18 protein-coding genes are annotated in these 24927 nt (G+C 29.0%); 13 read left to right on the top strand and 5 right to left on the bottom strand.

Translation table 11 applies throughout. The features are described 5' to 3' along the window. Positions 1 to 96: 96 nt before the first annotated feature. The 3 genes from FDK22_RS08600 to trmA all read right to left on the bottom strand — a co-directional run bounded on the left by FDK22_RS08600 (position 97) and on the right by trmA (position 5481). Positions 97 to 2088, bottom strand: a complete 1992-nt coding sequence (locus tag FDK22_RS08600) for a flagellin N-terminal helical domain-containing protein (RefSeq protein ID WP_171012951.1) — start codon at positions 2086 to 2088, stop codon at positions 97 to 99. A gap of 213 nt (positions 2089 to 2301) precedes the next feature. Further along, complete coding sequence (locus FDK22_RS08590; protein ID WP_171012950.1) at positions 2302 to 4281, bottom strand: flagellin N-terminal helical domain-containing protein; 1980 nt, start codon at positions 4279 to 4281, stop codon at positions 2302 to 2304. A 78-nt stretch (positions 4282 to 4359) separates the two neighbouring features. Beyond that, on the bottom strand, positions 4360 to 5481 hold the full coding sequence (gene trmA / locus FDK22_RS08580) for a tRNA (uridine(54)-C5)-methyltransferase TrmA (RefSeq protein WP_138152506.1): 1122 nt from the start codon (positions 5479 to 5481) through the stop codon (positions 4360 to 4362). Between the two features lie 67 nt (positions 5482 to 5548). Here trmA and FDK22_RS08575 point away from each other — a divergent pair, with 67 nt between their 5' ends. From FDK22_RS08575 to FDK22_RS08530, 10 genes are read left to right on the top strand one after another with little or no spacing between them, the layout of a single operon-like run. Continuing rightward, positions 5549 to 7081 carry a helicase-related protein gene (locus FDK22_RS08575; protein ID WP_138152505.1) on the top strand — a complete coding sequence of 511 codons (1533 nt, stop codon included), beginning with the start codon at positions 5549 to 5551 and terminating at the stop codon, positions 7079 to 7081. A 53-nt stretch (positions 7082 to 7134) separates the two neighbouring features. Beyond that, on the top strand, positions 7135 to 9075 hold the full coding sequence (locus tag FDK22_RS08570) for an ankyrin repeat domain-containing protein (protein WP_171012949.1): 1941 nt from the start codon (positions 7135 to 7137) through the stop codon (positions 9073 to 9075). Between the two features lie 6 nt (positions 9076 to 9081). Continuing rightward, positions 9082 to 10377, top strand: a complete 1296-nt coding sequence (glmU, locus tag FDK22_RS08565; RefSeq protein ID WP_138152504.1) for a bifunctional UDP-N-acetylglucosamine diphosphorylase/glucosamine-1-phosphate N-acetyltransferase GlmU — start codon at positions 9082 to 9084, stop codon at positions 10375 to 10377. A 10-nt stretch (positions 10378 to 10387) separates the two neighbouring features. Further along, entirely contained in the window at positions 10388 to 11605 is a 1218-nt protein-coding gene (coaBC, locus tag FDK22_RS08560) for a bifunctional phosphopantothenoylcysteine decarboxylase/phosphopantothenate--cysteine ligase CoaBC (RefSeq protein ID WP_138152503.1), read from the top strand. Beyond that, positions 11598 to 12284, top strand: coding sequence for a di-trans,poly-cis-decaprenylcistransferase (locus FDK22_RS08555; protein WP_138152502.1), 687 nt, complete (start codon positions 11598 to 11600; stop codon positions 12282 to 12284). The genes coaBC and FDK22_RS08555 overlap by 8 nt, the downstream gene beginning before the upstream one ends. Beyond that, positions 12271 to 13032: a prepilin peptidase gene (locus FDK22_RS08550; protein ID WP_138152501.1), complete on the top strand. Its 762-nt coding sequence runs from the start codon at positions 12271 to 12273 to the stop codon at positions 13030 to 13032. The genes FDK22_RS08555 and FDK22_RS08550 overlap by 14 nt, the downstream gene beginning before the upstream one ends. Then, a complete protein-coding gene (locus FDK22_RS08545; protein ID WP_138152500.1) occupies positions 13029 to 14045 on the top strand; it encodes an LptF/LptG family permease in 1017 nt (338 codons plus the stop codon). Before FDK22_RS08550 ends, FDK22_RS08545 begins: the two co-directional genes overlap by 4 nt. 1 nt (position 14046) lies before the next feature. Continuing rightward, positions 14047 to 14772, top strand: coding sequence for a tRNA pseudouridine(38-40) synthase TruA (truA, locus tag FDK22_RS08540; protein ID WP_138152499.1), 726 nt, complete (start codon positions 14047 to 14049; stop codon positions 14770 to 14772). Beyond that, positions 14769 to 17351 (top strand): PAS domain-containing sensor histidine kinase, encoded by a 2583-nt coding sequence (locus tag FDK22_RS08535; RefSeq protein ID WP_138152498.1) that lies wholly within the window; start codon positions 14769 to 14771, stop codon positions 17349 to 17351. Before truA ends, FDK22_RS08535 begins: the two co-directional genes overlap by 4 nt. Positions 17352 to 17401: 50 nt before the next feature. Then, positions 17402 to 18124: a response regulator transcription factor gene (locus FDK22_RS08530; protein WP_138152497.1), complete on the top strand. Its 723-nt coding sequence runs from the start codon at positions 17402 to 17404 to the stop codon at positions 18122 to 18124. A 37-nt stretch (positions 18125 to 18161) separates the two neighbouring features. Here the strand turns inward: FDK22_RS08530 and FDK22_RS08525 are convergent, their stop codons facing one another. Both FDK22_RS08525 and FDK22_RS08520 read right to left on the bottom strand, forming a co-directional pair. Continuing rightward, positions 18162 to 20261: a TRAP transporter permease gene (locus FDK22_RS08525; protein WP_138152496.1), complete on the bottom strand. Its 2100-nt coding sequence runs from the start codon at positions 20259 to 20261 to the stop codon at positions 18162 to 18164. 115 nt (positions 20262 to 20376) lie between these two features. Beyond that, entirely contained in the window at positions 20377 to 21348 is a 972-nt protein-coding gene (locus tag FDK22_RS08520) for a TAXI family TRAP transporter solute-binding subunit (protein ID WP_228711673.1), read from the bottom strand. A gap of 228 nt (positions 21349 to 21576) precedes the next feature. Here FDK22_RS08520 and FDK22_RS08515 point away from each other — a divergent pair, with 228 nt between their 5' ends. The 3 genes from FDK22_RS08515 (at position 21577) to dnaK (ending at position 24920) form a co-directional block, all read left to right on the top strand. Continuing rightward, the gene (locus FDK22_RS08515; protein WP_138152495.1) at positions 21577 to 22365 is read left to right on the top strand and encodes a heat-shock protein; all 789 of its coding nucleotides are present in this window, start codon (positions 21577 to 21579) and stop codon (positions 22363 to 22365) included. Positions 22366 to 22374: 9 nt separating this feature from the next. Next, positions 22375 to 22956, top strand: a complete 582-nt coding sequence (gene grpE / locus FDK22_RS08510) for a nucleotide exchange factor GrpE (RefSeq protein ID WP_138152494.1) — start codon at positions 22375 to 22377, stop codon at positions 22954 to 22956. A gap of 77 nt (positions 22957 to 23033) precedes the next feature. Beyond that, on the top strand, positions 23034 to 24920 hold the full coding sequence (gene dnaK / locus FDK22_RS08505) for a molecular chaperone DnaK (RefSeq protein ID WP_138152493.1): 1887 nt from the start codon (positions 23034 to 23036) through the stop codon (positions 24918 to 24920). The last annotated feature ends 7 nt before the right edge of the window (positions 24921 to 24927 follow it).

The raw sequence follows: 24927 nt of genomic DNA, 5'->3' as shown, positions 1-24927 counted from the left end.
CACTACTTTATTAGAATTAAATTACTTTCTATTGAAGTAATCTAAGAACGTTTTCACAGAAACGTATTCGTAGTAGCTAAGCTACTACTTGTTCAACTACTGAAGTAGTCTTAATACGTTTTGTTGTACTGCATTAGCTTGAGACATAGCATAAGACCCAGCTTGAGCAATAATATTTTGTTTATTGAAGTTCGCTGATTCTGCAGCATAGTCAACATCTCTAATTACAGATTCCGCTGCTTTAATATTAGTTTGCACTGTTTGCATATTTCTAATAGCAGAGTCTAATTGGTTTTGAGTAGCACCAAAGTCAGATCTAACAGAGTTAAGTTGAGTTAATGCATCATCAACAACAGACATAAAGTTATTTGCTGTTTCAGAAGTTAAATCACCTTCCCCTAGAGCCATAAGACCTTCAAGGTTTTTAAATGCCATACCTGAACTAACTTCTCCAAATCCAACACCAGCAGTTTCAAAAGCAGCAGCTGTTTCAGAAGTAGTTAAAGATACACTTATATGACCGTAATCAGCATCAGTACCTTCTGCTTTATCATTAGAGATTGTAACTGTACCTGATGTTTCAATAAAGATAACATCATTAGAAGTAGTGTTTTTATCAACATCTGAGAAACTAATGTTTCCAATATCAATTCCATCTGTTCCAAAATCTAATGTATTAGTATCATCAACCCCTGATGTAGCCCAAGTAAATGTACCATCTGCATTTTCATTAAGACCAGCATCTCTTAAAGCTTGAGCTGTAGTACCATCTGTAGTAGATATAATAACACTTGCTTCAGCACCAGTATTTCTTAATGAAATAGATTTTACATTTGCATCAGATGCAGCAGTAAATGAGTTAATAGCTACTTCTGAAGTAGTAGTTGCTTCAACAGAGTTAATAGCTACAACATCAAGTGTTGCTGAAGTAGAATTGTCTCTAACTGCAATTGTACCTTCTGTAAGCATTGCATAAGTTCCTGCTGTATAAGCAATACCTTCTGATGTGTCACCATTGATTTTTACATCCATAACATCATTACCACTATTATTAATAGAGATATCTTCTCCTCCACCAAGTTTTTCAATAGTAACAGCTTCGTTAGTGTAAACGTTGAATATATCTCCACCAGTAGTTAATGAAGATAGATTACTAACTTTTAAACTACTAATATCAACTAATGCATTATTTTCAAATGTGATAGTTGATTCTGTAGCATCTGCAGTAGATTTAAATTCATATACACCACTTGAGATTTTTGTTAATCCATCAGAAGTTGATTTATCAGCTTCTTTATCTAAGAATTTAGCTAATTCAACATCATCAGTTGATAATACTATTGAACTTGTAGTTGTAGTATTACTAAGACCTATTTTAGAAACATCATTTGCAGAAACATTAACTGACATTTCTGATGTTGAAGAAGCAGATGCTGCTGATGCAGCACTTATAGATACATCACCAGCTGTTGAACTAACAGTAATTGAAGCATTAGATACTTCACCTTCTAAAGTAACATTTCCTGCAGCACCACCAGTAGTTTTGATAGTAGAAGTAGTTGTTCCTTCATTTCCTGCACTACCAAGACCAGATGTATTAACAGCGAATTCAGTTTTTAAACCAATATCAAAAGATGAGTCTTCTCCAACTTGGAAAACAAATTCTTTATCTTTTTCATTTAAAAGATTTAAACCATTATAGTTAGTTTGACCAGAGATATTGTCAAATTGCTCTAAAAGTTTTTGAATATCTTTTCTAATAGCTTCTCTACCATCTTCAGAAGTAGTAGAAGTAGATGCTTGAATAAGTTTAGTTTTGATTGTATCTAAAATGTTAGATTGCTCAGCCATAGCTTTATCAGCAATTTGGATTAATGCAACTGCTGAGTTAGCATTTGAGATACCTTGACCAATAGAGTTACCTTGAGTTCTAAGTTTATCAGCAATAGCTAAACCAGATGCATCATCTGCAGCTTTGTTGATTTTTAAACCTGTAGATAGTTTCTCTAAAGATTTAGCAATGTTGTTATTCGTGTTTTTGTTTGCTTCTTGTGCGCTTAAAGAAGACACATTTGTATTAATTCTCATAATAAATCCTTTCAATATTATGACACATAGTGAATAGTTTCACAGCCTAAAACATTCTTGTGTTACCAAGCATAGAGAAAAAGTCTCTTTGGAATCAATTGATCCCTATATACTTATAATGAAATTATCACATACCAATTCTTAAAGTTAGATTAAATATAAGCAGGCAAATAAAAAAGCCTAGAATTAACTAGGCTTTTAGATAGATTAATTTTATTGAAGTAATCTAAGAACGTTCTGTTGTACTTGATTAGCTTGAGACATAGCATAAGACCCAGCTTGTGAAATAATATTTTGTTTATTGAAGTTCGCTGATTCTTCTGCATAGTCAACATCTCTAATTACAGATTCCGCTGCTTTAATATTAGTTTGCACTGTCATCATATTTCTAATAGCAGAGTCTAATTGGTTTTGAGTAGCACCAAAGTCAGATCTAACAGAGTTAAGTTGAGTTAATGCATCATCAACAACACTCATATATAAATTAGCAGTATCAGAAGTTAAGTCACCTTCTCCTAAAACTGATAGTCCTTCAAGGTTTTTAAATGCCATACCTGAACTAACTTCTCCAAATCCAACACCAGCAGTTTCAAAAGCAGCAGCTGTTTCAGAAGTAGTTAAAGATACACTTATATGACCATAATCAGAGTCTGTTCCTTCTGCTTTATCATTAGAGATTGTAACTGTACCTGATGTTTCAATAAAGATAACATCATTAGAAGTAGTGTTTTTATCAACATCTGAGAAACTAATATTTCCAATATCAATTCCATCTGTTCCAAAATCTAAAGTTGCTGTATCATCAACCCCTGATGTAGCCCAAGTAAATGTACCATCTGCATTTTCATTAAGACCAGCATCTCTTAAAGCTTGAGCTGTAGTACCATCTGTAGTAGATATAATAACACTTGCTTCAGCACCAGTGTTTCTTAATGAAATAGATTTTACACTTGCATCAGATGTAGCAGTAAATGAGTTAATAGCTACTTCTGAAGTAGTAGTTGCCTCAACAGAGTTAATAGCTACAACATCAAGTGTTGCTGAAGTAGAATTGTCTCTAACTGCAATTGTACCTTCTGTAAGCATTGCATAAGTTCCTGCTGTATAAGCAATACCTTCTGATGTGTCACCATTGATTTTTACATCCATAGCAGAACCAGTATTTACTGTGATATCATTACCACCTCCAAGTTTTTCAACTGTAACAGCTTCGTCAGTATAAACTTTGAAGATATCTCCACCAGTAGTTAATGCAGATAGATTACTAACTTTTAAACTGCTAATATCAACTAATGCATTATTTTCAAATGTGATAGTTGATTCTGTAGCATCTGCAGTAGATTTAAATTCATATACACCACTTGAGATTTTTGTTAATCCATCAGAAGTTGATTTATCAGCTTCTTTATCTAAGAATTTAGCTAATTCAACATCATCAGTTGATAATACTATTGAACTTGTAGTTGTAGAATTACTAAGACCTATTTTAGAAACATCATTTGCAGAAACATTTACAGTCATTTCTGATGTAGAAGAAGCAGATGCTGCTGCTGCAACAGTAAGTGTAGCATTTCCTGATGTTGAGTTTACTGTAATTGAAGCATTCGGCGATTCTCCTTCTAAAGTAACACCAGCAGCAGCACTTGTTTTAATTGTTGCTGTGGTTGTTCCTTCATTTCCAGCACTACCAAGACCAGATGTATTAACAGCGAATTCAGTTTTTAAACCAATATCAAAAGATGAGTCTTCTCCAACTTGGAAAACAAATTCTTTATCTTTTTCATTTAAAAGATTTAAACCATTATAGTTAGTTTGACCAGCAATATTATCAAATTGCTCTAAAAGTTTTTGGATATCTTTTCTAATAGCTTCTCTACCATCTTCAGAAGTAGTAGAAGTAGATGCTTGAATAAGTTTAGTTTTGATTGTATCTAAAATGTTAGATTGCTCAGCCATAGCTTTATCAGCAATTTGGATTAATGCAACTGCTGAGTTAGCATTTGAGATACCTTGACCAATAGAGTTACCTTGAGTTCTAAGTTTATCAGCAATAGCTAAACCAGATGCATCATCTGCAGCTTTGTTGATTTTTAAACCTGTAGATAGTTTCTCTAAAGATTTAGCAATGTTGTTATTCGTGTTTTTGTTTGCTTCTTGTGCGCTTAAAGAAGACACATTTGTATTGATTTTCATGAGTTACCTTTTCATGTGTTTAATATGTACATATTTTAGCAAAAATTATTTATATTTTTCTTAATATTTTCTTAATAATTATACTTTTTGTAAAACTATTCCAGATTCTATATGTTCAGTATAAGAAAATTGGTCAAAAAGTGCGAAATTTTTAATTTCATGAGTTTTTGTTAAAGTCTGCAAATCTCTATGAAGTGTTTCTGGATTACAAGATATATAAATTATCTTTTCGTAATCTTTTACTAAATTTCTAGTGGTATCATCTAAACCTGCTCTTGGAGGATCCACAAAAATAGTATCAAAGTTATATGATTTTAAATCAACATCTTTTAATCTTCTAAACTCTCTTTTTTCTTCTAAAGCTTCAACAAACTCTTCAGCACTCATTCTAATAAAATCAATATTTTCTATACTATTTAACTTGCAATTTTCTAAAGCTGAATTGATAGATGTTTTTGATATTTCTGTTGCTAAAACTTTATTAAATTTTTTACTTAATGGTATTGTAAAGTTCCCACCTCCACAATATAATTCACATAAATCTTTGTCAGATTTTTCTAGATGTTTTAAAACCCATTCAATCATCTTAACATTTACTTTTGTATTTGGCTGAGTAAATCCACCCTCTTTATAATGAAATTTAAAATTTTCTCCATCAATATTTAGTTCTTCATTGATAAAGTCTTCACTTAAAACCTCTTTTTGTTTTCTACTTCTTCCTATGATTTTTATATTTAATTCTTCTTCTAGATTTTTTGCTTTTTGAATCCAGTTTTCCCCAAGCTTTTTGTGATAAATTAAAGTTACAAGCATATCTTGTGTTGTTGAATTTAAAAACTCAATTGCATATAATTTAAATCTAAACTCTTCGTCATTTTGTAGCTTTTCAAGTAATACAGGCATAAGCTCTTGAATTTGTTTTGAAACTATTTGGCAAGAATCTATCTCTAAAGTGTTTTTTTCAAAAGATGTCATAGCATAAGAAATAGTTGGATTATCACCATCATCAAAGTTTTTCCATATTCTAAACTCTGCTCTATATCTAAAATTTTCCTCTTCACTTCTTATAATATCAAACTCTATATCTGTAAAATTAGAAAATCTTTGTTTTTCTCTTTTTATTTTGTATTCAAGTTGTTGCTCATAGTTCATTTCATAAAGTTTACAAGAACCACATTTACCAAAATATTCGCATGTCATAATCAAGTGCCTTAAAATAGTTTTTTTATTTAAACAGATATTATATTCTATTTACTATAATACGCCCATGAAAGAAACATTCCAAGAACAATTACAATCATTTTTAAAGTGTGATTTAAAATCACTTTTTCCCCTAGCACGTAGTATGAATAGAAAACTAAAGTTTTTTGTAGGACCAACAAACTCTGGTAAAACCTATAATGCAATGAGTGAATTAAAAAAAGCAAATAGTGGTTTGTATTTAGCTCCACTTAGACTTCTTGCTTTAGAAGGTTATGAAGATTTAAAACAAAACAATATTGAAGCAACTTTAATCACCGGTGAAGAGCAAATTATAGATGAAGATGCAGCTCATGTATGTTCAACTATTGAGATGTTAGATTTTAATTTAGATGTTGATACAGCTATTATTGATGAAGTTCAAATGTTGGATGATGAAGATAGAGGTTGGGCATGGGTAAATGCAATTATTGGGTGTCCTGCAAAAACTGTTATTATGACTGGTAGTGTAAATGCTTTAGATGCAGTTACAAAAATAGCAGCATACCTAGGTGAAGAGCTTGAAGTTGTAAAACATAAAAGAAAAACTCCTTTAAAAGTTATGGCAAGACATACCTCTTTAGAACACTTAGAAGCAGGTACTGCTTTAATTGCTTTTTCTAGAAGTGACGTTTTAAAATTAAAACAAAAGTTACAAAAAAAATATAGAGTTTCAGTGATTTATGGAAATTTATCCCCTGAAGTAAGACGTGATGAAGCAAGACGTTTTAGGGAAAAACAAAGTGATATCTTAATAGCAACGGATGCAATCTCTATGGGATTAAATCTTCCTATTAAAAATATTCTTTTTACAACAGATACTAAGTTTGATGGTGTGAGCAGAAGAAAGCTAAGTGTTAATGAAATTGTTCAAATTGCCGGTCGTGCGGGAAGATATGGACACCATGAAGTAGGATTTCTAGGGGCAACTAGAAGAGATGTTTTAGAATATATAAAAGAGGAGTTTAATTCACCAATTAGAACTATTAAACCCCCTTATAAAGTTAAAATGAGTAGTGAACAACTTGAAGAATTAGCGTCACATATTAAAACAAAATCGCTAACAAAAATTTTAAAATATTTTAAAGATAATATGAATTTTGATGGACCTTTTATAGCTTCAAATATTTCATCTATGCTTGAAGCAGCAACAATTATTGATAAAAGAGAAAAATTAAGTTTAGAAGATAAATATTTATTAGCTCAAGCACCAATTACAACAAAATCAACTATTATTTTACAAGCTTATGAAGCCTATGTTGCTTCTGTTATAAGAAATAAAATTTGTAGATACAAACCATCAATTACCTTACCTAAAAAAGCAGTAACAGCAAAGGATTTATTATTAGTAGAAGATGAAGTTAAAAAAATCTCACTTTATTTATGGTTATCATATAAATTCCCAGATATTTTTCCAGATTATGATAAAGCTGTGATTTTAAGAAATAGTTTTAATAGTTTTATAGAAAAAACATTGAAGTCAAATCTTAAGATAAAAGAGCCTGAATTTAAGAAAAAATATACTAGACCAATAAGAAGAAATGGAAGAAGTCGTTATTAAATTTTTTTTTGATATAATCTATCACTTTACGCAACTTTGACAGGAATTATTAGATGCTTGGAATGTTTAAAACTGATGGTGCAGAAGCCTTACAAAAAGAATTACTTAAAAACTATATTGATGAAAAGAAAATACAAGCTTTAATCGATAGTGGTGTAAATATAAACAGAAAAGATGCAAAAGGGCGAACTATGCTCTTTGAATTGTCTGCAAAAAGAAGAATAGAATCAATAAAACTTTTAATCAGAAACGGTATAGATATTAATTCTGAGGATAATTTTGGTAAAACAGTTTTAAGCGAAGCTGTTGATAAAATTGATGGAATGATGATAAGGTTTTTACTTGAGCATGGTGCTTCTGTAAATCATATAAATTCCTCAGGAAGAACAGTTTTACATGATGCCGCCTTAGAAGAAAACGAAAAAGCATTTAGAATTTTAATGACACAAAATCCAAATTTAAATATTAGAGACCATTACGGTAGAACAGTACTTTTTGATGCTGTTGATGGTGGAAATATTGATATTATAAGAGAAGTTGTAAATAATATTGATGATATAAATATTGTTGATAATGATGGTCAATCAGTTTTATTTAATGCTGTTTTAAAAGAGAATCCTGAAGTAGCAAAATTTTTAATCTCAAATGGAATAGATGTAAATATTTTGAATAAAAAGCGTCAAACAGCTTTATTTAATGCAGTTATCTTAGGTTCAACTAATCTTCCAATTATTGAACTTTTGATTGAAAAAGGTGCAAAATTAAATATAAAAGATTATGCAGAAAAAACGATACTTGATGAGATTTTAAAACTTCTTGCAATAGTTAATAAACCTGATGAAAAAGTTGAAGGGAAATATAGATTAGTAAGTTCAGATAGAAATTATTTAAAATTAACTGGAATACTTATAGATATGGGACTTGCAGTTGATAGAACTGATATTGACGGGAAAACGATTCTTTACAAAGAAGTTGAAAGGCAAAACTACGACACTATCGATTTTTTAATAGCATCTGGGGCCGATGTAAATGCACAAGATAAAGAGGGTCGTACAGTTATTTTTGATGCTGTTTTAAAAGGTCAATCAAATATGAATATGATAGACCATTTAATTGCTCGAGGTGCAGATATTGACCATAGAGATTTTAATGAAAAAACAATAATTGATGATTTAGCAGAAGCAGTATTAATTACAAAAAACAATAAAAAACCAAGCTCAAAAAGATTTTTTGATTTGGACTTAAAAGATGATTATTTTCAACTTTTAAAGAAAATGCTTCTTTTTAAACCTAGAATCAATGAACCAAGAAGTGATGGAAAAACAATTATCTTTGATTTACTTGATTATGATAATTTAGAATTAATAAAGATTTTTGTTAATGCTGGACTTGATTTAAATATTGTTGATAATGATATGAATACACCTTTATCTTACTTAGTTGATAAAGGGCTAGAAATTAAAAATAATAAAGAAAAAGAAGTTTTCTTAGAGAAATTAGTATTCCTTTTAAAATTTAGAATTGATGTTAATACAATTGATAAAGAGGGACGAACAATTTTCCATAAAACTGCTTTTGCAAACAATTTAGAGGTTATGGAAAAGCTTCTTACAAAAAAAGTAAACTTAGATATAAAAGACAAGCAAGGAAGAACTGCCTTACACCATACACAATGGAAAGGTAATTATAAAATTGCAAGACTTTTAATAGCTGCAGGAGCAAATATAAATGAGCCTGATTATGCAGGATTTACGATATTAAATTATGCCGCAATTTTAGGTCATACAAAACTTGTAGTCGTACTTATTTTATCTGGTGTTTTAATGTATAACCATAATAAAAAAAGTAAATCAGTGGCGAAATTTTTTAGAGAAAGAGAAAAAAATCTAGATAATTTATTAGATGCAAATATAACTGATACAAAGATGAGAACAGCTATTGAAGAGGTTGTTGAAAACCTAAAAAAAGAGATAAAAGAAGCTTTAGAAGGATAAAAATTAATGGTAAATAAATCAATTATAATTTTAGCAGCAGGTGCTGGTACAAGAATGAAATCAAAACTTCCAAAGGTTTTACATAAAATTTCTGGTAAACCAATGCTTTATTACTCAATTAAAGAAGCACTTGAACTTAGTGATGATGTAACAGTTGTATTATTTCACCAAGCACAAAAAGTTCAACAGCAAATGGAAAAGTTTTTTGATGGAATAAATTATGTAATTCAAGACCATGAAAACTATCCTGGAACAGGTGGTGCAGTTATGGGAATAACACCAAAATATGAAAAGGTTTTGGTTTTAAATGGAGATATGCCTTTAATTCAAGCTGATGAGCTTAAAAAATTTGACCTAGATGCAACGATTGTAATGTCAGTACTTGAACTTCAAAATGCAGATGGTTATGGTCGAGTTATAATTGAGAATGGAAATGTTAAAAAAATTGTAGAGCAAAAAGATGCTTCTCAAAGTGAATTAGCAGTTACTACGGCAAATGCAGGTATCTATCAGTTTGATACAAAATTTTTATTAGAAAGCCTACCAAAACTTTCAAACAACAATGCTCAAAAAGAATACTATATTACTGATTTAGTTGAGATGGCTATAAATCAAGGTAAGGTTTTAAAACCACTTATTGTAAATGAAGAAAATTTCAAAGGTGTTAATTCGAAATTAGATTTAAGTGAAGCAGAAGTAATTCACCAAAATAGAATCAAAAGAGAGTTTTTAAAACAGGGTGTTATTATGAGATTGCCTGACACTATTTATATAGAAGAGGGTGTTATTATTGAGGGTGAATCTATAATTGAAAATGGAGTATCTCTTTTAGGAAATAGTAAAATTGTAAATTCCCATATCAAAACAAATACAGTGATTGAAGATGCAATTTTAATTGATTCTGATGCTGGACCAATGGCAAGAGTTAGACCAGGAAGTGAAATAATTGGAACTCACTTAGGAAATTTTGTAGAAACAAAAAAAGCAAAATTAAATGGTGTAAAAGCAGGACATTTAACTTATCTTGGTGATTGTGAAATTGATGAGGGTACAAATATTGGTTGTGGAACAATCACTTGTAATTATGATGGAATAAATAAACATAAAACAATTATTGGAAAAAATGTATTTGTAGGAAGTGATACACAATTTGTAGCTCCTGTTAATATTGAAGATGATGTCCTAATTGGTGCTGGCTCAACTGTAACAGGTGATGTTAAAAAAGGTGAACTTTATCTAACAAGAAGCAAAGCTAAAAAAATTGATGGTTATTTTTATAAACATTTTGGAAATAAAAAATAAAGAAAAATAGATGTTGTTAAAAGATAAAAATATTTTAGTTGGGATAAGCAGCTCTATTGCTATTTATAAAAGTTTAGAACTAATTAGACTTTATATAAAACAAGGGGCAAATGTAAAAGTTATAATGACAAAGGCCGCTGAAAAGTTTATAACTCCGCTTACTTTTGAGGCAATCTCACAAAATAAAGTTTTATGTGATGAAACAGAATCTTGGGACAAAAAATCTATTTATAATCATATAGATATTGGAAAGTGGGCAGATATTTTTGTAATAGCTCCGGCAACAGCAAATACTATAAATAAATTAGCAAATGGTATAGCTGATAATCTTTTAACTCAAACAGTTTTAGCCTATCCAAAATTAAAGTTGATAGCACCTGCGGCAAATACAAATATGATACAAAATCAAATTACTGTTTCTAGTCTTGAAAAACTTAAAAATTACAACTTTAAGATTATCTCATCACAAATAAAAGAGTTAGCTTGTAAAGATGTTGGGGATGGTGCAATGGCTGAGCCTGATGAAATTTTTTATGAAACATCAAAACAACTTTTAAAAGTTGAGTATTGGAATAATAGAGAGGTTATTATAAGTGGTGGTGGAACTTTAGAAAAAATAGATGATGTTAGATATATCTCAAATTTTTCTTCAGGGAAAATGGCATCATCTTTAGCAAAAGCTTTATATTTAAAGGGTGCAAAAGTAACACTTGTTAGCTCTAGAGGATATGAAAATCTTCCAAAATCTATAAAAATATTACAAGTTAGTTCAACAAATCAGATGTTTGAAAACTTGAAAAAAAGTATAGAAAATAGTGAAAAAAGTAAAAAGCCATTTTTATTTATGGCGGCAGCTGTAAGTGATTATATCCCACCTAAAAATGATGGAAAATTAAAAAAAGAAAATCTTGGTGAAACTTGGAATTTACAACTATCTTTAAATATTGATATCTTAAATAGTTTAGAGAAAAAAGATATTATCACTATTGGTTTTAAAGCTGAAATGGATAAACAAAATGCTAAAAATAACGCAACTTCAATGATAGAAAAGAAAAATATTGATGGTGTTTGTTTAAATATTATTGATGAAGAAAACTATTTTGGAAGTGATTCAAATATTATTGAGTTTATAACAAAAAATGGTTCTAGTACTTTTAGTGGAAACAAATTTGAAATTTCAATGGATTTAATAAATAAAGTAAAAGATGAGTTTGTAAATAATGACTGAAAATAATATCCCTAAACATATAGCTATTATTATGGATGGTAATGGACGATGGGCAAAAGAGAGAGATTTAAAACGAACTGCAGGCCATGAAGAGGGAGCAAAAAGAGTTAGGGATATTACTACACATTGCTCTAATATTGGAGTTAAATATTTAACCTTATACGCTTTTTCAACGGAAAATTGGACAAGACCAAAATTAGAGGTTGAATTTTTAATGAAGCTTTTAGAAAATTGGTTAAAAAAAGAGTTACCAGTTTATTTAGAAAATCAAACTAGATTAAAAGCAATTGGAGATATATCAAGGTTCTCAAAATCTTTACAAAAAACAATAAGAGAAACAGAAGAAAAAACTAGTCATGGAACAAAACTAACACAAGTTTTAGCTTTAAATTATGGTTCTCAAGATGAGATGTTAAGGGCAATGAAAAAGATGCAGGAAAAAGGTTTAGAGATTACTAAAGAGAATTTTGAATCTTGTTTGGATACTGCAGGAATGCCTGATGTTGATATGTTGATTAGAACAAGTGGAGAAGTTAGATTATCTAATTATCTTCTTTGGCAGAATGCTTACGCAGAGATGTTTTTTACACCTACATTTTGGCCTGAATTTACCCCTTCAGAATTAGATGATTTAATTAGTGATTTTACAAATCGAGAGAGAAGATTTGGAGGTATTTAGTTTTATATTTGGACTTCTTATTGGGTCATTTTTAAATGTTCTAATTTATAGGCTTCCAATAAAAAAATCTTTCATAACACCTAGAAGTAGATGTACAAACTGTAATAAACTAATTCCTTGGTATTTAAATATTCCAATCTTTTCTTATATTTATTTAAAAGGAAATTGTAAAGAGTGTGGCGAAAAAATATCTTTACAATATCCAATTGTTGAGTTTTTAACAGCTTTATTAACATTAGGGTTATATTTAAAATTTGGTTTATCTTACGAACTACTTTTTTCGATGGTATTTTTTTATACTTTAATTGTTTTATCTTTTATAGATTTTAAATATAAAGCAGTACCTGACTATCTTTTATTAATTGCATTAATATTTTCATTTGTAATTACACAAAAAGATTTATTTTATGCCCTTAAAGATGCTTTTATAATTTCTGGTGCTTTTATTTTATTGAATTTTGTAATAACTTTTTATATTCAAAATATAAAGTCAAGAATTTTAAAAGATGAATCTTTAAAACAACAAGAAGCTTTAGGAGAGGGTGATATACCTATCCTAGCATCTATTGGAGCAATCTTAGGATTTCCTGAAACATTTGTAGCAATATTTTTATCGTCACTTTTTGCTATAATACCATCTATATATTTTCAAATAAAGAAAAAAGATATTCAGACACCTTTTATTCCATATTTAAGTTTAGGTTTAATTGTTGAATATTTTTTTAATATATCAAAGGTTTTTAATTGAAATTAAAAGAGTATTTACTTAGCCAATTATCTCAAACATTTTTTCCTATATTCTTAGGATTGTATTTTATTACATCAATAATATTTTTAGTAAAAATTGCATCATTGAGTTCTGCTATTACAATAAACTTTGTAGAGTTATTAAAACTTTATAGTTATGTTATGCCAACAATTATATTTTTTACTTTACCCATATCTTTTTTTATCTCATTAGTTATAACCTTATCAAAATTATCTAGTGAGTATGAACTTATTGTTATAACCTCGTTTGGTCTAAATCCATTAAAGATTATAAAGATTTTTTTCCCTATAACTTTACTTATGACAATTGCTTTAGTAATTATATCTGTTGGGCTAATTCCTAAAGCAAAATATCTAAATAAAGCTTTTATTGAACAAAAGAAAAAAGAGGCAAATTTTAATATAAAAGCTTCAGAATTTGGTCAAAAGTTTGGTGACTGGTTAATTTATATTGAAGATAAAGATGATAAGAAATATTCAAAGGTTAAACTTTTTAAAACTCAAGATAAAAAAGATCAATTTATTATTTCAGATAATGCAGTTTTAGAAAATGAAAATGGCAATTTAAGCTTTAAATTTATAAATGGGAAATCTTTTGTAATAGATAATGAAGAACTAAATCAAATCGATTATAAAAATATGTATTTAAATGATTCAATTGTAGATAGCAATATTGGAGATTTTACAACTTCATTTAATTATTGGAAAGCAAATTTCTCAAAAAATCAAAATACTGATAGATTTTCATTTAATATTTTAGTCTCAATCTTCCCTTTAATTTCACTTCTTTTAGTTGTTTATGCAGGATATTTTAACCCAAGATATGAGAAAAACAAGGCAGTTATGAAAGCAGTGGTTTTTGTCACTGTTTATTATATATTTATGCAAATAAGTGTTGATAACCTATTTTTACACTCTTTATATATAGTCCCTTTATCATGGATTGGTTTTACATATTTTATGTACCAAAGAAGTGTTAAACAGCAGTATTAATATGAATGTAAAGTTTACAATCTCATATGATGGGAGTGAATATGCAGGTAGTCAAACTCAACCAAATGGATTAAGTGTTGAGGATAAACTTCAAGAGGTTTTTAAGTCCTTAAATATAGATACAAAAATTATTCTTAGTGGAAGAACAGATAAAGATGTTCATGCAACAGGTCAAGTTTTTAATGCTATAATCCCTTCTTATTGGTATGATTTAAAAAAGTTAAAAGATATTATGAATAGGCATCTTCCCATATCAATTAAAGTTCATAATATAAAAGAGGTAGATGAAAGATTTCATTCAAGATTTAGTGCAAAAAAAAGGGTTTATCGATATTTAGTTACAAAAGAGCAGTTAAGTGTTTTTAACTCAAAATACATCTCCCATTATAAAGATTTTGATGAAGAGAAAATTAAAGAGGCCATAAAACTTTTTGAGGGAGTTCATGATTTTGAATATTTCCACAAAAAAGGAAGTGATAAGGATAATACAGTAAGGGAGGTTTTTAAAACCTCGTTTTATAAATATAGAAATCTTTATGTTTTTAAATTTACTGCAAACTCATATTTACGTTCACAAATTAGACTAATGGTTGGATTTTTACTAGAAGTTGGAAAAGGTGAATTAACAAAAAATGATTTAATTCTTCAATTAAAAAAAGAGAAATATATTTATAGAAAACCTGCAAATCCTTATGGTTTATATCTTACGAAGGTTCTTTATAAATGATTAAAAAAAGAAAGTTTTATACCCTATCAGATATAAGAAAACATATAGTTTTTACACCTCTAATTTTTGTTTTTTTAATCTCTTTTATTGCTATTTTAGTGATTACTTTTGTATTAGAATTTGAAAAAAAGAACAACACTTTTTTATATATACAAGAAGACACTTATAATAAAGAAACAATTTTAAATGAATATATCTCTGATATAAAATATAACGCTAGTTCCTCTTTTGATAATGAAGAGATTTTACTAAATGAAGCAGTCTTATCCTTGTATGGATACATCCATTATAGTGTTCAAGGGATTAGTAAATATACCATCATAAAAAAGATGATGGAGGTTGAAAAAAAAACAAATTTTGAATTTGTATTATTTTCAACTGAAGATGATAGTGTTTTATACGGTAAAGAGATAATTGATTATTTAAAAGTTTTAACTAATTCAAATATAAAAATGAGTAGTTTTAGACACCATATGTTAAAAAATATCTCTTATATTGGGACTAACAATTTAATATATTGGGTAGATACTGAAAAAAGAAAAATTAGACTAAGTTATTTTAAAAAACTTGATAATACTCAATACTATATTGGAGCATTTTCAAAAATTGATGATTTAAAGGAATCTACAAGAAATGCAATTTTAAATTCAATAGTTCAAAAAAGTAAATACTATAAAGATGCCTACTTCTGGTTTTATGATTATAATTTAGGTTATGTCTACAACTATTACAACAAGGGTCAAAAAATAGATGCAAAATTTATATTAGACCAAGATAGATTAAATAGTTCAAATGAAATTTTAAAAAAATATATAAATAATGAAACAACATCTAGTAGCGATATCCATAATTTCTCAAAATATAACTTTTTAATATCTATAAAAAGTTTTTCTTTGCCAAATAAAATTGCCCAATTAAAATATGAATATAACTCAAAGTTGTCAATCGCAATCTCAATTGTAATTTTAATAGCTATTTTTTTAATTGTTGCCTCAACACTTTTTTCTAAATTTATAAATAAGATATTTCATAGATATAACAAAAGATTAGAGACTAGAAATATTATGTATAAAAAATGGAAAGAGAGATATGAACTTGCAATTATTGCTTCAAATGATGGACTTTGGGATATTGATTTAAAAACAAAACATATTTACTTTTCTAAAAAATGGCTTGATATGTTTGGTTATGAAGATGGAGATATTAATAATCTTGATGAGTGGTTTGACTTAATCCATTATGAAGATAGACAACTTGTAATGGATAAATTCAATAAACATTTAAATGGAGATAGTGAAAACTTTGTTTGTGAGTATAGAATAAAAAATAAAAACAATAAATTTAAATGGATTTTAGTTAGAGGAAAAGCCTTTAATGATAATAATCATAAACGAATGTTAATGATGTCTATGGATATTGAACAAAGAAAAAAACTAATTAAAGAATTAAAATATGTTGATTTATTAGTTGAGTATGGGCGAATTGTAATTTTTAAATGGAAAAATGATGAAAACCTAAGTGTTGATTATATTTCAAAGTCAATTAGTTCATATGGATATAGTGCTCAAGAATTTCAAAGTAAAGAGGTAAGCTATTTTGATTTTGTGCATGAAGATGATATTAAAGAATTAAAAGAAGACCTTGCAAAAGCAGTTAATAATGATGAGAGATCATTTACAAAAGTTTATAGGGTAAAAGATAAAAATGGTGATGTAAGGTGGGTATTCACAAGAACAATTTTCTTAAAAGATGATTTTGGAAATGTAGCTTATTTTTATGGTTATATAAGTGATATTACTGAGATGAAACTAACAGAAGAAGAGTTAAAACATAAAGTTGATGAAGAGGTTGAAAAAAATATTGAAAAAGATAGAATCTTGGTTCATCAAAGTAAACTTGCCGCTATGGGTGAGATGTTAGGAAATATTGCCCACCAATGGAGACAACCACTAAATAATATTAATCTGCTTACCCATTTTATTAGAGATAGTTATGGAACATTAAGTAAAGAGGAATTGGATTCAGTTATAAAAGATACAAAATTACAAATTGAGTATATGTCTCAAACAATTGATGATTTTAGAAACTTTTATCAACCAAATAAAGATAAAGTAAAATTCAATGTAAAAGACTCAATTTTACAATGTTCTAAAATAGTTGAAACACAGTTTGAAAAAAACAATATTGAACTTAATATCACAGGGGAGGATGTTGAAACAGTTAACTATATGAATGAACTTCAACAAGTTGTTTTAAATATCTTAAACAATGCCGCTGATGCTGCAATTATAAAAAAACAAATAGCAGATTTTGATGCAAAAGTAGATGTTGAAATTTTTATAGATTATGGGAATAAAATTAAAATAGTTCTAGAAAATAACTGTGGGAAAATAGAAGATGAAGTTATGGATAGAATGTTTGAACCTTATTTTACAACAAAGTTTGAAAATCAAGGGACAGGAATAGGTCTATATATGGCAAAAACTATTATCGAAAAAAATATGGGAGGTAAAATTTTTGCTAAAAATAAAAATGATGGAGTTATTTTTGTAATCATTTTACCACTTTCTTATTATTAACATATAACTTTTTAGGTATAATTACAAAAAATATATTTTTAGGGTTAGAAATGAAAGCATATATAACTAGAGTTCTACTAGTTGAAGACGAAGATGTTGCAAGAAAAACACTCTCTTTTTACTTAAATACTATTTTTGATGAAGTTGTAGTAGCTTGCGATGGTGCAGAGGGTAGTAAAGTTTTCAAAAAAAACTATGATGAAGAAAAACAATTTGATTTAGTTTTAACAGACTTAAAAATGCCAAATAAAGATGGTATGTCTATGATTGATGAGATAAGAGAATTAACCCCTAATCAAAGATTTATAATTGTAAGTGCTCATAAAAATGAAGATGATTTGTTAAAACTTATTAATCTTAGGGTTTTAGGTTATTTTGTTAAACCATTAAATATTGACAATATGATGGAGATGTTAAAAAAAGCAAAAGAGGAAGTTCTTGCTGATAACATAGTTGAAGAGGAAACAAAAGATTATATTACTTTAAATAAAAGATATACTTACAATACAACAAGTGATAAATTATATAATGAAGAGTCAATCGTTAAATTATCTAAAAAAGAGCTTGATATTTTAAAAGTTTTAATTGATAATCTAGGTGAAGTTGTACCTGTTGAAAAGTTTAAAGAGTTAGTTTGGGGTGATATAAATACAAACGATTCTGCTTTTAGAACAGTAATGAAAAGATTAAAAGACAAAGTAAAAGATGATGACTTTATTGTATCTCATAAAGGGTACGGATATATCATCGAAAAACTATTAATAAAAGATTAAATCTACTTTTTACTAATTATTTAAAAAGCATCCTTTTTTAGGATGCTTTTTTTATTTTCGATTTTTGAAGTAGATATAAACCTACAAAAATAAAAATCCCAATTGCATATGATAAATAATGACTTGGTAGTTGCATAAATTCTTGAACCACTTTTGGCAAGAACATAAATGGAACAATACCTAAGAATATAAATCTTTCAACAATATTTGTTCTAGCAATAAAATATCCTTGTGTAAAACAAGAAAATGCCATCATCCCTATAAATGCCGTTGAGAATATAACAGCTATTTCTAAAGGATTTGTAATCCATACCCAACCATTTGGATTCGCAGGATTTAATGGGTCAACTTCTGAGATTAAAAGTAATTCAGGGTTAAAGAAGAACATAAACGGCAAGATAGCTGTTCTAATATCATATTTAAAACCTTGAATACCAGTTTTTATTGGATCTGCTTTTGCAATACCAGCAGCTGCATAAGCTGCAAGCCCAACTGGAGGTGTATCATCAGCTAAAATACCAAAATAAAACACAAAAAGATGAGCTGCTATTGCAGGGACTATAAACCCATTATCTTGTGCAAGTATTAAAATAACAGGTGCAGTCAATGATGCCATAACTATATAATTTGCAGTTGTTGGTAATCCCATCCCTAGAATTAGAGAAATAACAGCTGCTAAAATAAGAATTATAAAAATATTTCCATCTGATAAAGTTTCAATTACATCAAGTAAAACTTGTCCAAGTCCTGTTAGTGTAATACTTCCAACAACAATACCAGCCAAAGCTGTAGCAACAGCAATTGGAATCATATTTTTAGCTCCACTAATCATACCAGCTAAAATATCAACAAAACCAGAAAGTAAAATATCTTTTGTGATTTTCTCTTTTGCTAAAAAAGCTCTGAATGGATGTTGAACTACCATTAGAAGCATTAAAAGCATAATTGCATTAAATGCAGCACTTGCAGCAGACTCTCTTAATATCATTAAGGTATATAATAAGAAGAAAATTGGAACTAAATAGTGAATACCTTGAACAAAGGTTTTCCATTTTGGTGGTAAATCTTTATCATTCATCCCTTTAAGACCAAGCTTTAATGCCTCTAAATGTACTATATAAAATAGTGCAAAATAAGAAACAAAAGCAGGGATAAAAGCTGCAAAGATTACATCTGTATAAGCTAAACCTAAAAACTCAGCGATAATAAAAGCAGCAGCACCCATAACAGGAGGCATAAGCTGACCATTTGTAGAAGCAGCAACTTCTACTGCACCTGCTTGTTCTGGTCTAAATCCTGTTCTTTTCATAAGAGGAATTGTAAAAGTTCCTGTTGTAACAGTATTTGCAATTGAACTTCCACTCATAATTCCAGTAAAACCAGAAGCTACAACTGAAGCTTTTGCTGGACCACCTCTAAATTTTCCAAGTAGTGCAAATGCAAGATTAATAAAATACTCTCCAGCTCCTGCTTTATCTAAAAGTGAACCAAATAGTACAAATAAAAATACAAATCCCGTTGATACACCAAGTGGAACTCCAAAAATTCCCTCTGTTGTTAAAAACATATGACCTGCTAGTTTATTTAAACTAGCACCTTTGTGAATAATAAGTTCAGGCATATAAGGCCCAAGCATATCGTAAGCAATAAAGACAATTGCAATAACAGATAAAGCAAGTCCTAGTGTTCTTCTTCCTGCTTCTAATAAGATTACAATTCCTATTAATGCAACAACAATATCAAGTTGTTTATAATCCCCAGGTCTTAATGCAATCTCTTCGAAAAAGTAAGCAATATATCCTGCACTACACATACCAATTAATGCAAAGGTGTATCCGAACCATCTTATTTTTTTAAGAAAATAAGGTTTTTTCATCATTGGATAAATCATAAATGCTAGTAATAATGCAAATGCTAAGTGAATAGACCTTGATATAGTTGAGTTTGTTGGCTCAATAACAATATAAAGTTGAAATAATGACCAAAATAAAGCGATTGTTGAAATTAACCAAAATTCATAATGTTTTCTTCCAAAAACCCTTTGTCCTTCTAGTTCATTTAAAACCTTTTGTGATTCATCTGCTTGCTCAATTTCAAGTTCTTTGAGGGTGTGTGGTTTTTCTTCATAAATACCCATATTTATCTGTCCTTAAAAATTTGTAAGATTTTATTAATTATCATTTATTAAAAATATAAACCATAACTAATAAAATATTATCCCAAAGGAAAACTCCTTTAGGATAGAGATTGGATTATTGTAATCCTGCTTCTTTGAAGTATTTTTTTGCACCTTCATGTAATGGAGCACTTAGTCCATCTAATAAAGATTCTTTTGTAATATTTGCGTATGCTGGGTGAAGTTTTTTGAAGTCATCAAAGTTTTCTAAAATAGCTTTAACTAAAGTATAAACTGCTTTGTCACTTACATCAGTTGATGTAACTAAAACTGCTTTTACACCAAATGTTGGAACAGCTTCATCTACACCTTTATATAATCCAGCAGGAACATCTGCTTGTGCAAAGTATGGATTTGCTTTAACAAAAGCATCAATTTTTTCACCATTAATTGGAGTAATTGCAATATCTACAGAGTTTGATGCGTCTTTAATATTTGCAGTAGGATGTCCTACCATATAGAAATATCCATCAATTTTATTGTCTCTTAATGCATCTGGAGCTTCACCAGCTTTTAAAACACCAGCAAAACCTAAATCAGCTTTACTCATTCCTAAAGCTTTGAACATAGAAAGTGCAGTTGCTTCATTTCCTGATCCTGGATTTCCAAGGTTAATTCTTTTACCTTTAATATCCGTAATATTTTTAATTCCTGCTTCTTTTCTTGTTACAAGAGTAAACAGTTCTGGATAAATAGCCATTACTGATCTAAGCTTTTTAACAGGCTTACCTTCAAATTTTTTAGTTCCATTAGCAGCTTGATATACTACATCTGATTGTGCGATACCAAAATCTAACTCACCGTTTTTAATTGTATTGATGTTATATACAGAACCACCAGTTGATTCAACAGAACATCTAATTTTTGTTTCTTTTTTATATTTATTAACTAGTCTACAAACCGCTCCACCTGTAGGATAATATGTTCCAGTAACACTTCCTGTACCAATTGTAATAAACTCTGCAGCAAATGCAGGAACACTTAGTGCTGAAATAACTGCTACACTAGCAATTTTCTTCCCCAAAGATGACATTTTATAATTCATCATAAAACTCCTTATTAAATAAATTTCAAAAAATTATATATTAATTGTATTAAAATTCTAATTAAATAGTATAAAAGTAGTCATTTAGCTATTATTAGGGGCATTTTAAAAAAATTGGCACTTTTAGAAATCTTTTGCTAAAAACAACTTGACATTTACTCACTCATATAGTATAATATTTTTAGCAGTTTAAGATTTTAAGTGCTAAATTTTTAAAAGGTGAATGATAAAATGGATAAAAAAGAGTTTTTATTACATTCAATTATTAAAGCTTACATTGAACATCTGGAGCCTATTGGTTCTAGTCAATTAAAATCAATGTATGATATTTCATATTCACCTGCAACAATTAGAGGATACTTTAAAAAGCTTGGAGATGAAGGTTTTCTTGCACAAGAACATGTAAGTTCAGGAAGAACACCTACAACTGAAGCTTTAAAAATGTATTGGAGAAATAAATTAAATTTTAGACTTGAATATGTTGATGAAAGAGCTATTGCATATTTATCAAATGATTTAGGGATGTCAGTATTTATTCAAGATCAAAAGTCTGATATTTTAAAAAACATTTTAAATGTTGAAAATAGATATATGATTTTAGAGTTTACATCCTTTGCAATTACAATTAAATATAGTGATGCTTTATATAGATTTTTAAGTGATATGGTTTCTCTTGAGTTAGTACATATTGTAAATATTGCTAAACAAGTTGGAGCAATGGAAATTTATGAGCAAGTTAGTCAATATCTTCAAAATAAAAATTTTCATATTTACAATACAAAAGAGTTTTTCTCTTTGGCACTAAAATACAACTTTGATGAAAAGAGCATTAACTCTTTTTTAAAAGGGGTTGTTTTAGACTCAATTGAAGAAGGTTTATATTTTGATGGTATTGTTCCTGAAGGGTATATCGGTATTTGTCATAAATGTAGAATAGACAATCAAGATATTAAGATGTTAGTGGTAGGGGAACTATCAAAAGATTATGAATATTTTTATAATAAAATTAGTATGGTTTAGGAGATTACTTTGAGTGAAAAACAAGAAGAAATAAATGAAGAAGTAGTACAAAATGAAGAGGTTCAAACTCAAGAAAATGTTGAAGAAACAACAGAATCTAATGAAGAGCCAAAGGAATTAAGTGCAGAAGAAAAAATTGCTGAACTTGAAGCAAAGTTAAAAGAAAGTGAAGATAAATATTTTAGAGTTCATGCCGATTTTGAAAATATTAAAAAAAGATTAGAAAAAGAGAAATATCAAGCAATTGATTATGCATCTGAAAAGTTTGCAAAAGATTTACTAGCACCAATTGATACTCTTGAAATGGCACTTGCTGCTGAAGAAGCAGCAAAAGATATGCCAGCAGAGGAGCTTTTAGCAAAACTAAAAGAGGGTGTTGAGTTAACTATTAAAAACTTCTACACTGCATTTGAAAAGCATGATATTACATTAGTTGAAACAGATGGGGAATTTGATCCAAATTTCCATGATGCTGTAATGCAAGTTGATAGCCCAGACCATGAAACTGGACAAATTGTTCAAAGGTTACAAAAAGGTTATAAGTTTAAGGATAGACTGCTTAGAGCAGCTATGGTTTCAATAGCAAATTAGAAAAAATGACCGCAAAGTCTTTAAACTATTTGATTTAAAAATAAAATTAATAATAAAAAAATGATAAGGATATAGTTATGAGTAAAGTATTAGGTATAGATTTAGGTACAACAAACTCTTGTATGGCAGTTTATGAAGGTGGTGAAGCAAAAGTTATCCCAAATAAAGAGGGTAAAAATACAACTCCTTCAATTGTAGCATTTACTGATAAAGGTGAAGTTTTAGTTGGTGATCCAGCAAAAAGACAAGCTATTACAAACCCAGAAAAAACAATTTATTCTGTAAAAAGAATTATGGGTTTAATGATGGATGAAGAGAATGCTAAAGAAGCACAATCAAAAGTTGGATATAAAATCGTTAATAGAAACGGTGCTGCAGCAGTTGAAATTGCTGATAAAGTTTATACTCCGCAAGAAATTTCTGCAAAAATCTTAGGAAAATTAAAAGCAGATGCTGAAGAGTATTTAGGTGCAACTGTTACTGATGCAGTTATTACAGTTCCAGCATACTTCAATGATGCTCAAAGAAAAGCAACACAAGAAGCAGGTACAATTGCAGGTTTAAATGTATTAAGAATTATCAATGAGCCAACTGCTGCTTCATTAGCATATGGTTTAGATAAAAAAGGTGAAGAAAAAGTTCTAGTATACGATTTAGGTGGTGGTACATTTGACGTTACTGTTCTTGAAATTGGTGATGGAACATTTGAAGTACTTTCAACTGATGGTAATGCATTCTTAGGTGGAGATGACTTCGATAACGCTATTATTGATTGGTTAGCAAAAGAGTTCCAAGATGAGAATGGATTTGACATTAAAAATGACAAAATGGCATTACAAAGATTAAAAGATGCAGCTGAAAACGCTAAAAAAGAGTTGTCTTCTGCTGAATCAACTGAAATCAACTTACCATTTATCTCAATGGGACAAGCTGGACCAGTTCACTTAGTTAAATCTTTAACTAGAGCAAAATTTGAGTCAATGACTGAAAACTTAATTACTGAAACTTTAGATCACATCAAAACTGCACTTAAAGATGCTGGATTAGATAAAGGTGAGATTCAAGAAGTGATTATGGTTGGTGGTTCTACAAGATTACCAAAAGCAAACTCTGTTGTAAAAGAGTTCTTTGGAAAAGATTTAAATAAAGGTGTAAATCCTGATGAAGTTGTTGCAAAAGGTGCAGCGGTTCAAGCAGGTGTATTAAGAGGAGATGTTAAAGACGTATTATTATTAGACGTTACTCCTTTATCATTAGGTATTGAAACTCTTGGTGGAGTTATGACTAAACTTATTGAAAAAGGTACAACTATTCCTGTTAAAAAATCTCAAGTATTCTCTACTGCTGAAGATAACCAACCAGCTGTATCAATTCATGTTGGTCAAGGGGAAAGAGAATTTGCTAAAGATAATAAATCTTTAGGTATGTTTGAACTTTCTGATATCCCAGCAGCACCAAGAGGTGTTCCTCAAATTGAAGTAACATTTGATATTGATGCAAATGGTGTTTTAAATGTATCTGCTAAAGATAAAGGAACTGGAAAAGAGAATAAAATTACTATCTCTGGTTCATCTGGATTATCTGATGAAGAGATTGAAAAAATGGTAAATGAAGCAGAAGCGAATAAAGAAGCTGATGCTAAGAAAAAAGAGTTAATTGATGTTAGAAATCAAGCTGATGCATTATTACACTCAACTAAAAAGACTTTAGAAGAAAATGAAAATGCAGTTTCTGAAGAAGAGAAAAAAGCTATTATTGATGCAGCTGCAGAATTAGAAGAGATTCTAAAAGATGAAAATGCAACAAAAGAGCAAATTGAAGAGAAAGTTAAATCATTAACTGAAAAATCTCACAAATTAGCTGAAGCAATGTATGCTAAAGAGCAACAAGGACAAGGTGGTGCTCAACCAAACCAAAAAGCTAAAAAAGATGACGACGATGTTATCGACGCTGAAGTAGAGTAATCTCTAC

It is taken from the genome of Arcobacter arenosus (genome assembly GCF_005771535.1).
GTDB lineage: Bacteria > Campylobacterota > Campylobacteria > Campylobacterales > Arcobacteraceae > Halarcobacter > Halarcobacter arenosus.
This window is presented reverse-complemented; position numbering and strand designations above follow the sequence as displayed.

Bases quoted from the DNA above. Each gene is read 5' to 3' on its own strand.
- FDK22_RS08525 (WP_138152496.1), bottom strand. From the start codon at position 20,261: ATGGGTATTTATGAAGAAAAACCACACACCCTCAAAGAACTTGAAATT.
- FDK22_RS08530 (WP_138152497.1), top strand. From the start codon at position 17,402: ATGAAAGCATATATAACTAGAGTTCTACTAGTTGAAGACGAAGATGTT.
- truA (WP_138152499.1), top strand. From the start codon at position 14,047: ATGAATGTAAAGTTTACAATCTCATATGATGGGAGTGAATATGCAGGT.
- FDK22_RS08575 (WP_138152505.1), top strand. From the start codon at position 5,549: ATGAAAGAAACATTCCAAGAACAATTACAATCATTTTTAAAGTGTGAT.
- FDK22_RS08590 (WP_171012950.1), bottom strand. From the start codon at position 4,281: ATGAAAATCAATACAAATGTGTCTTCTTTAAGCGCACAAGAAGCAAAC.
- FDK22_RS08555 (WP_138152502.1), top strand. From the start codon at position 11,598: ATGACTGAAAATAATATCCCTAAACATATAGCTATTATTATGGATGGT.
- FDK22_RS08600 (WP_171012951.1), bottom strand. From the start codon at position 2,088: ATGAGAATTAATACAAATGTGTCTTCTTTAAGCGCACAAGAAGCAAAC.
- trmA (WP_138152506.1), bottom strand. From the start codon at position 5,481: ATGACATGCGAATATTTTGGTAAATGTGGTTCTTGTAAACTTTATGAA.
- FDK22_RS08535 (WP_138152498.1), top strand. From the start codon at position 14,769: ATGATTAAAAAAAGAAAGTTTTATACCCTATCAGATATAAGAAAACAT.
- glmU (WP_138152504.1), top strand. From the start codon at position 9,082: ATGGTAAATAAATCAATTATAATTTTAGCAGCAGGTGCTGGTACAAGA.
- FDK22_RS08520 (WP_228711673.1), bottom strand. From the start codon at position 21,348: ATGATGAATTATAAAATGTCATCTTTGGGGAAGAAAATTGCTAGTGTA.
- FDK22_RS08515 (WP_138152495.1), top strand. From the start codon at position 21,577: ATGGATAAAAAAGAGTTTTTATTACATTCAATTATTAAAGCTTACATT.
- coaBC (WP_138152503.1), top strand. From the start codon at position 10,388: ATGTTGTTAAAAGATAAAAATATTTTAGTTGGGATAAGCAGCTCTATT.
- dnaK (WP_138152493.1), top strand. From the start codon at position 23,034: ATGAGTAAAGTATTAGGTATAGATTTAGGTACAACAAACTCTTGTATG.
- FDK22_RS08570 (WP_171012949.1), top strand. From the start codon at position 7,135: ATGCTTGGAATGTTTAAAACTGATGGTGCAGAAGCCTTACAAAAAGAA.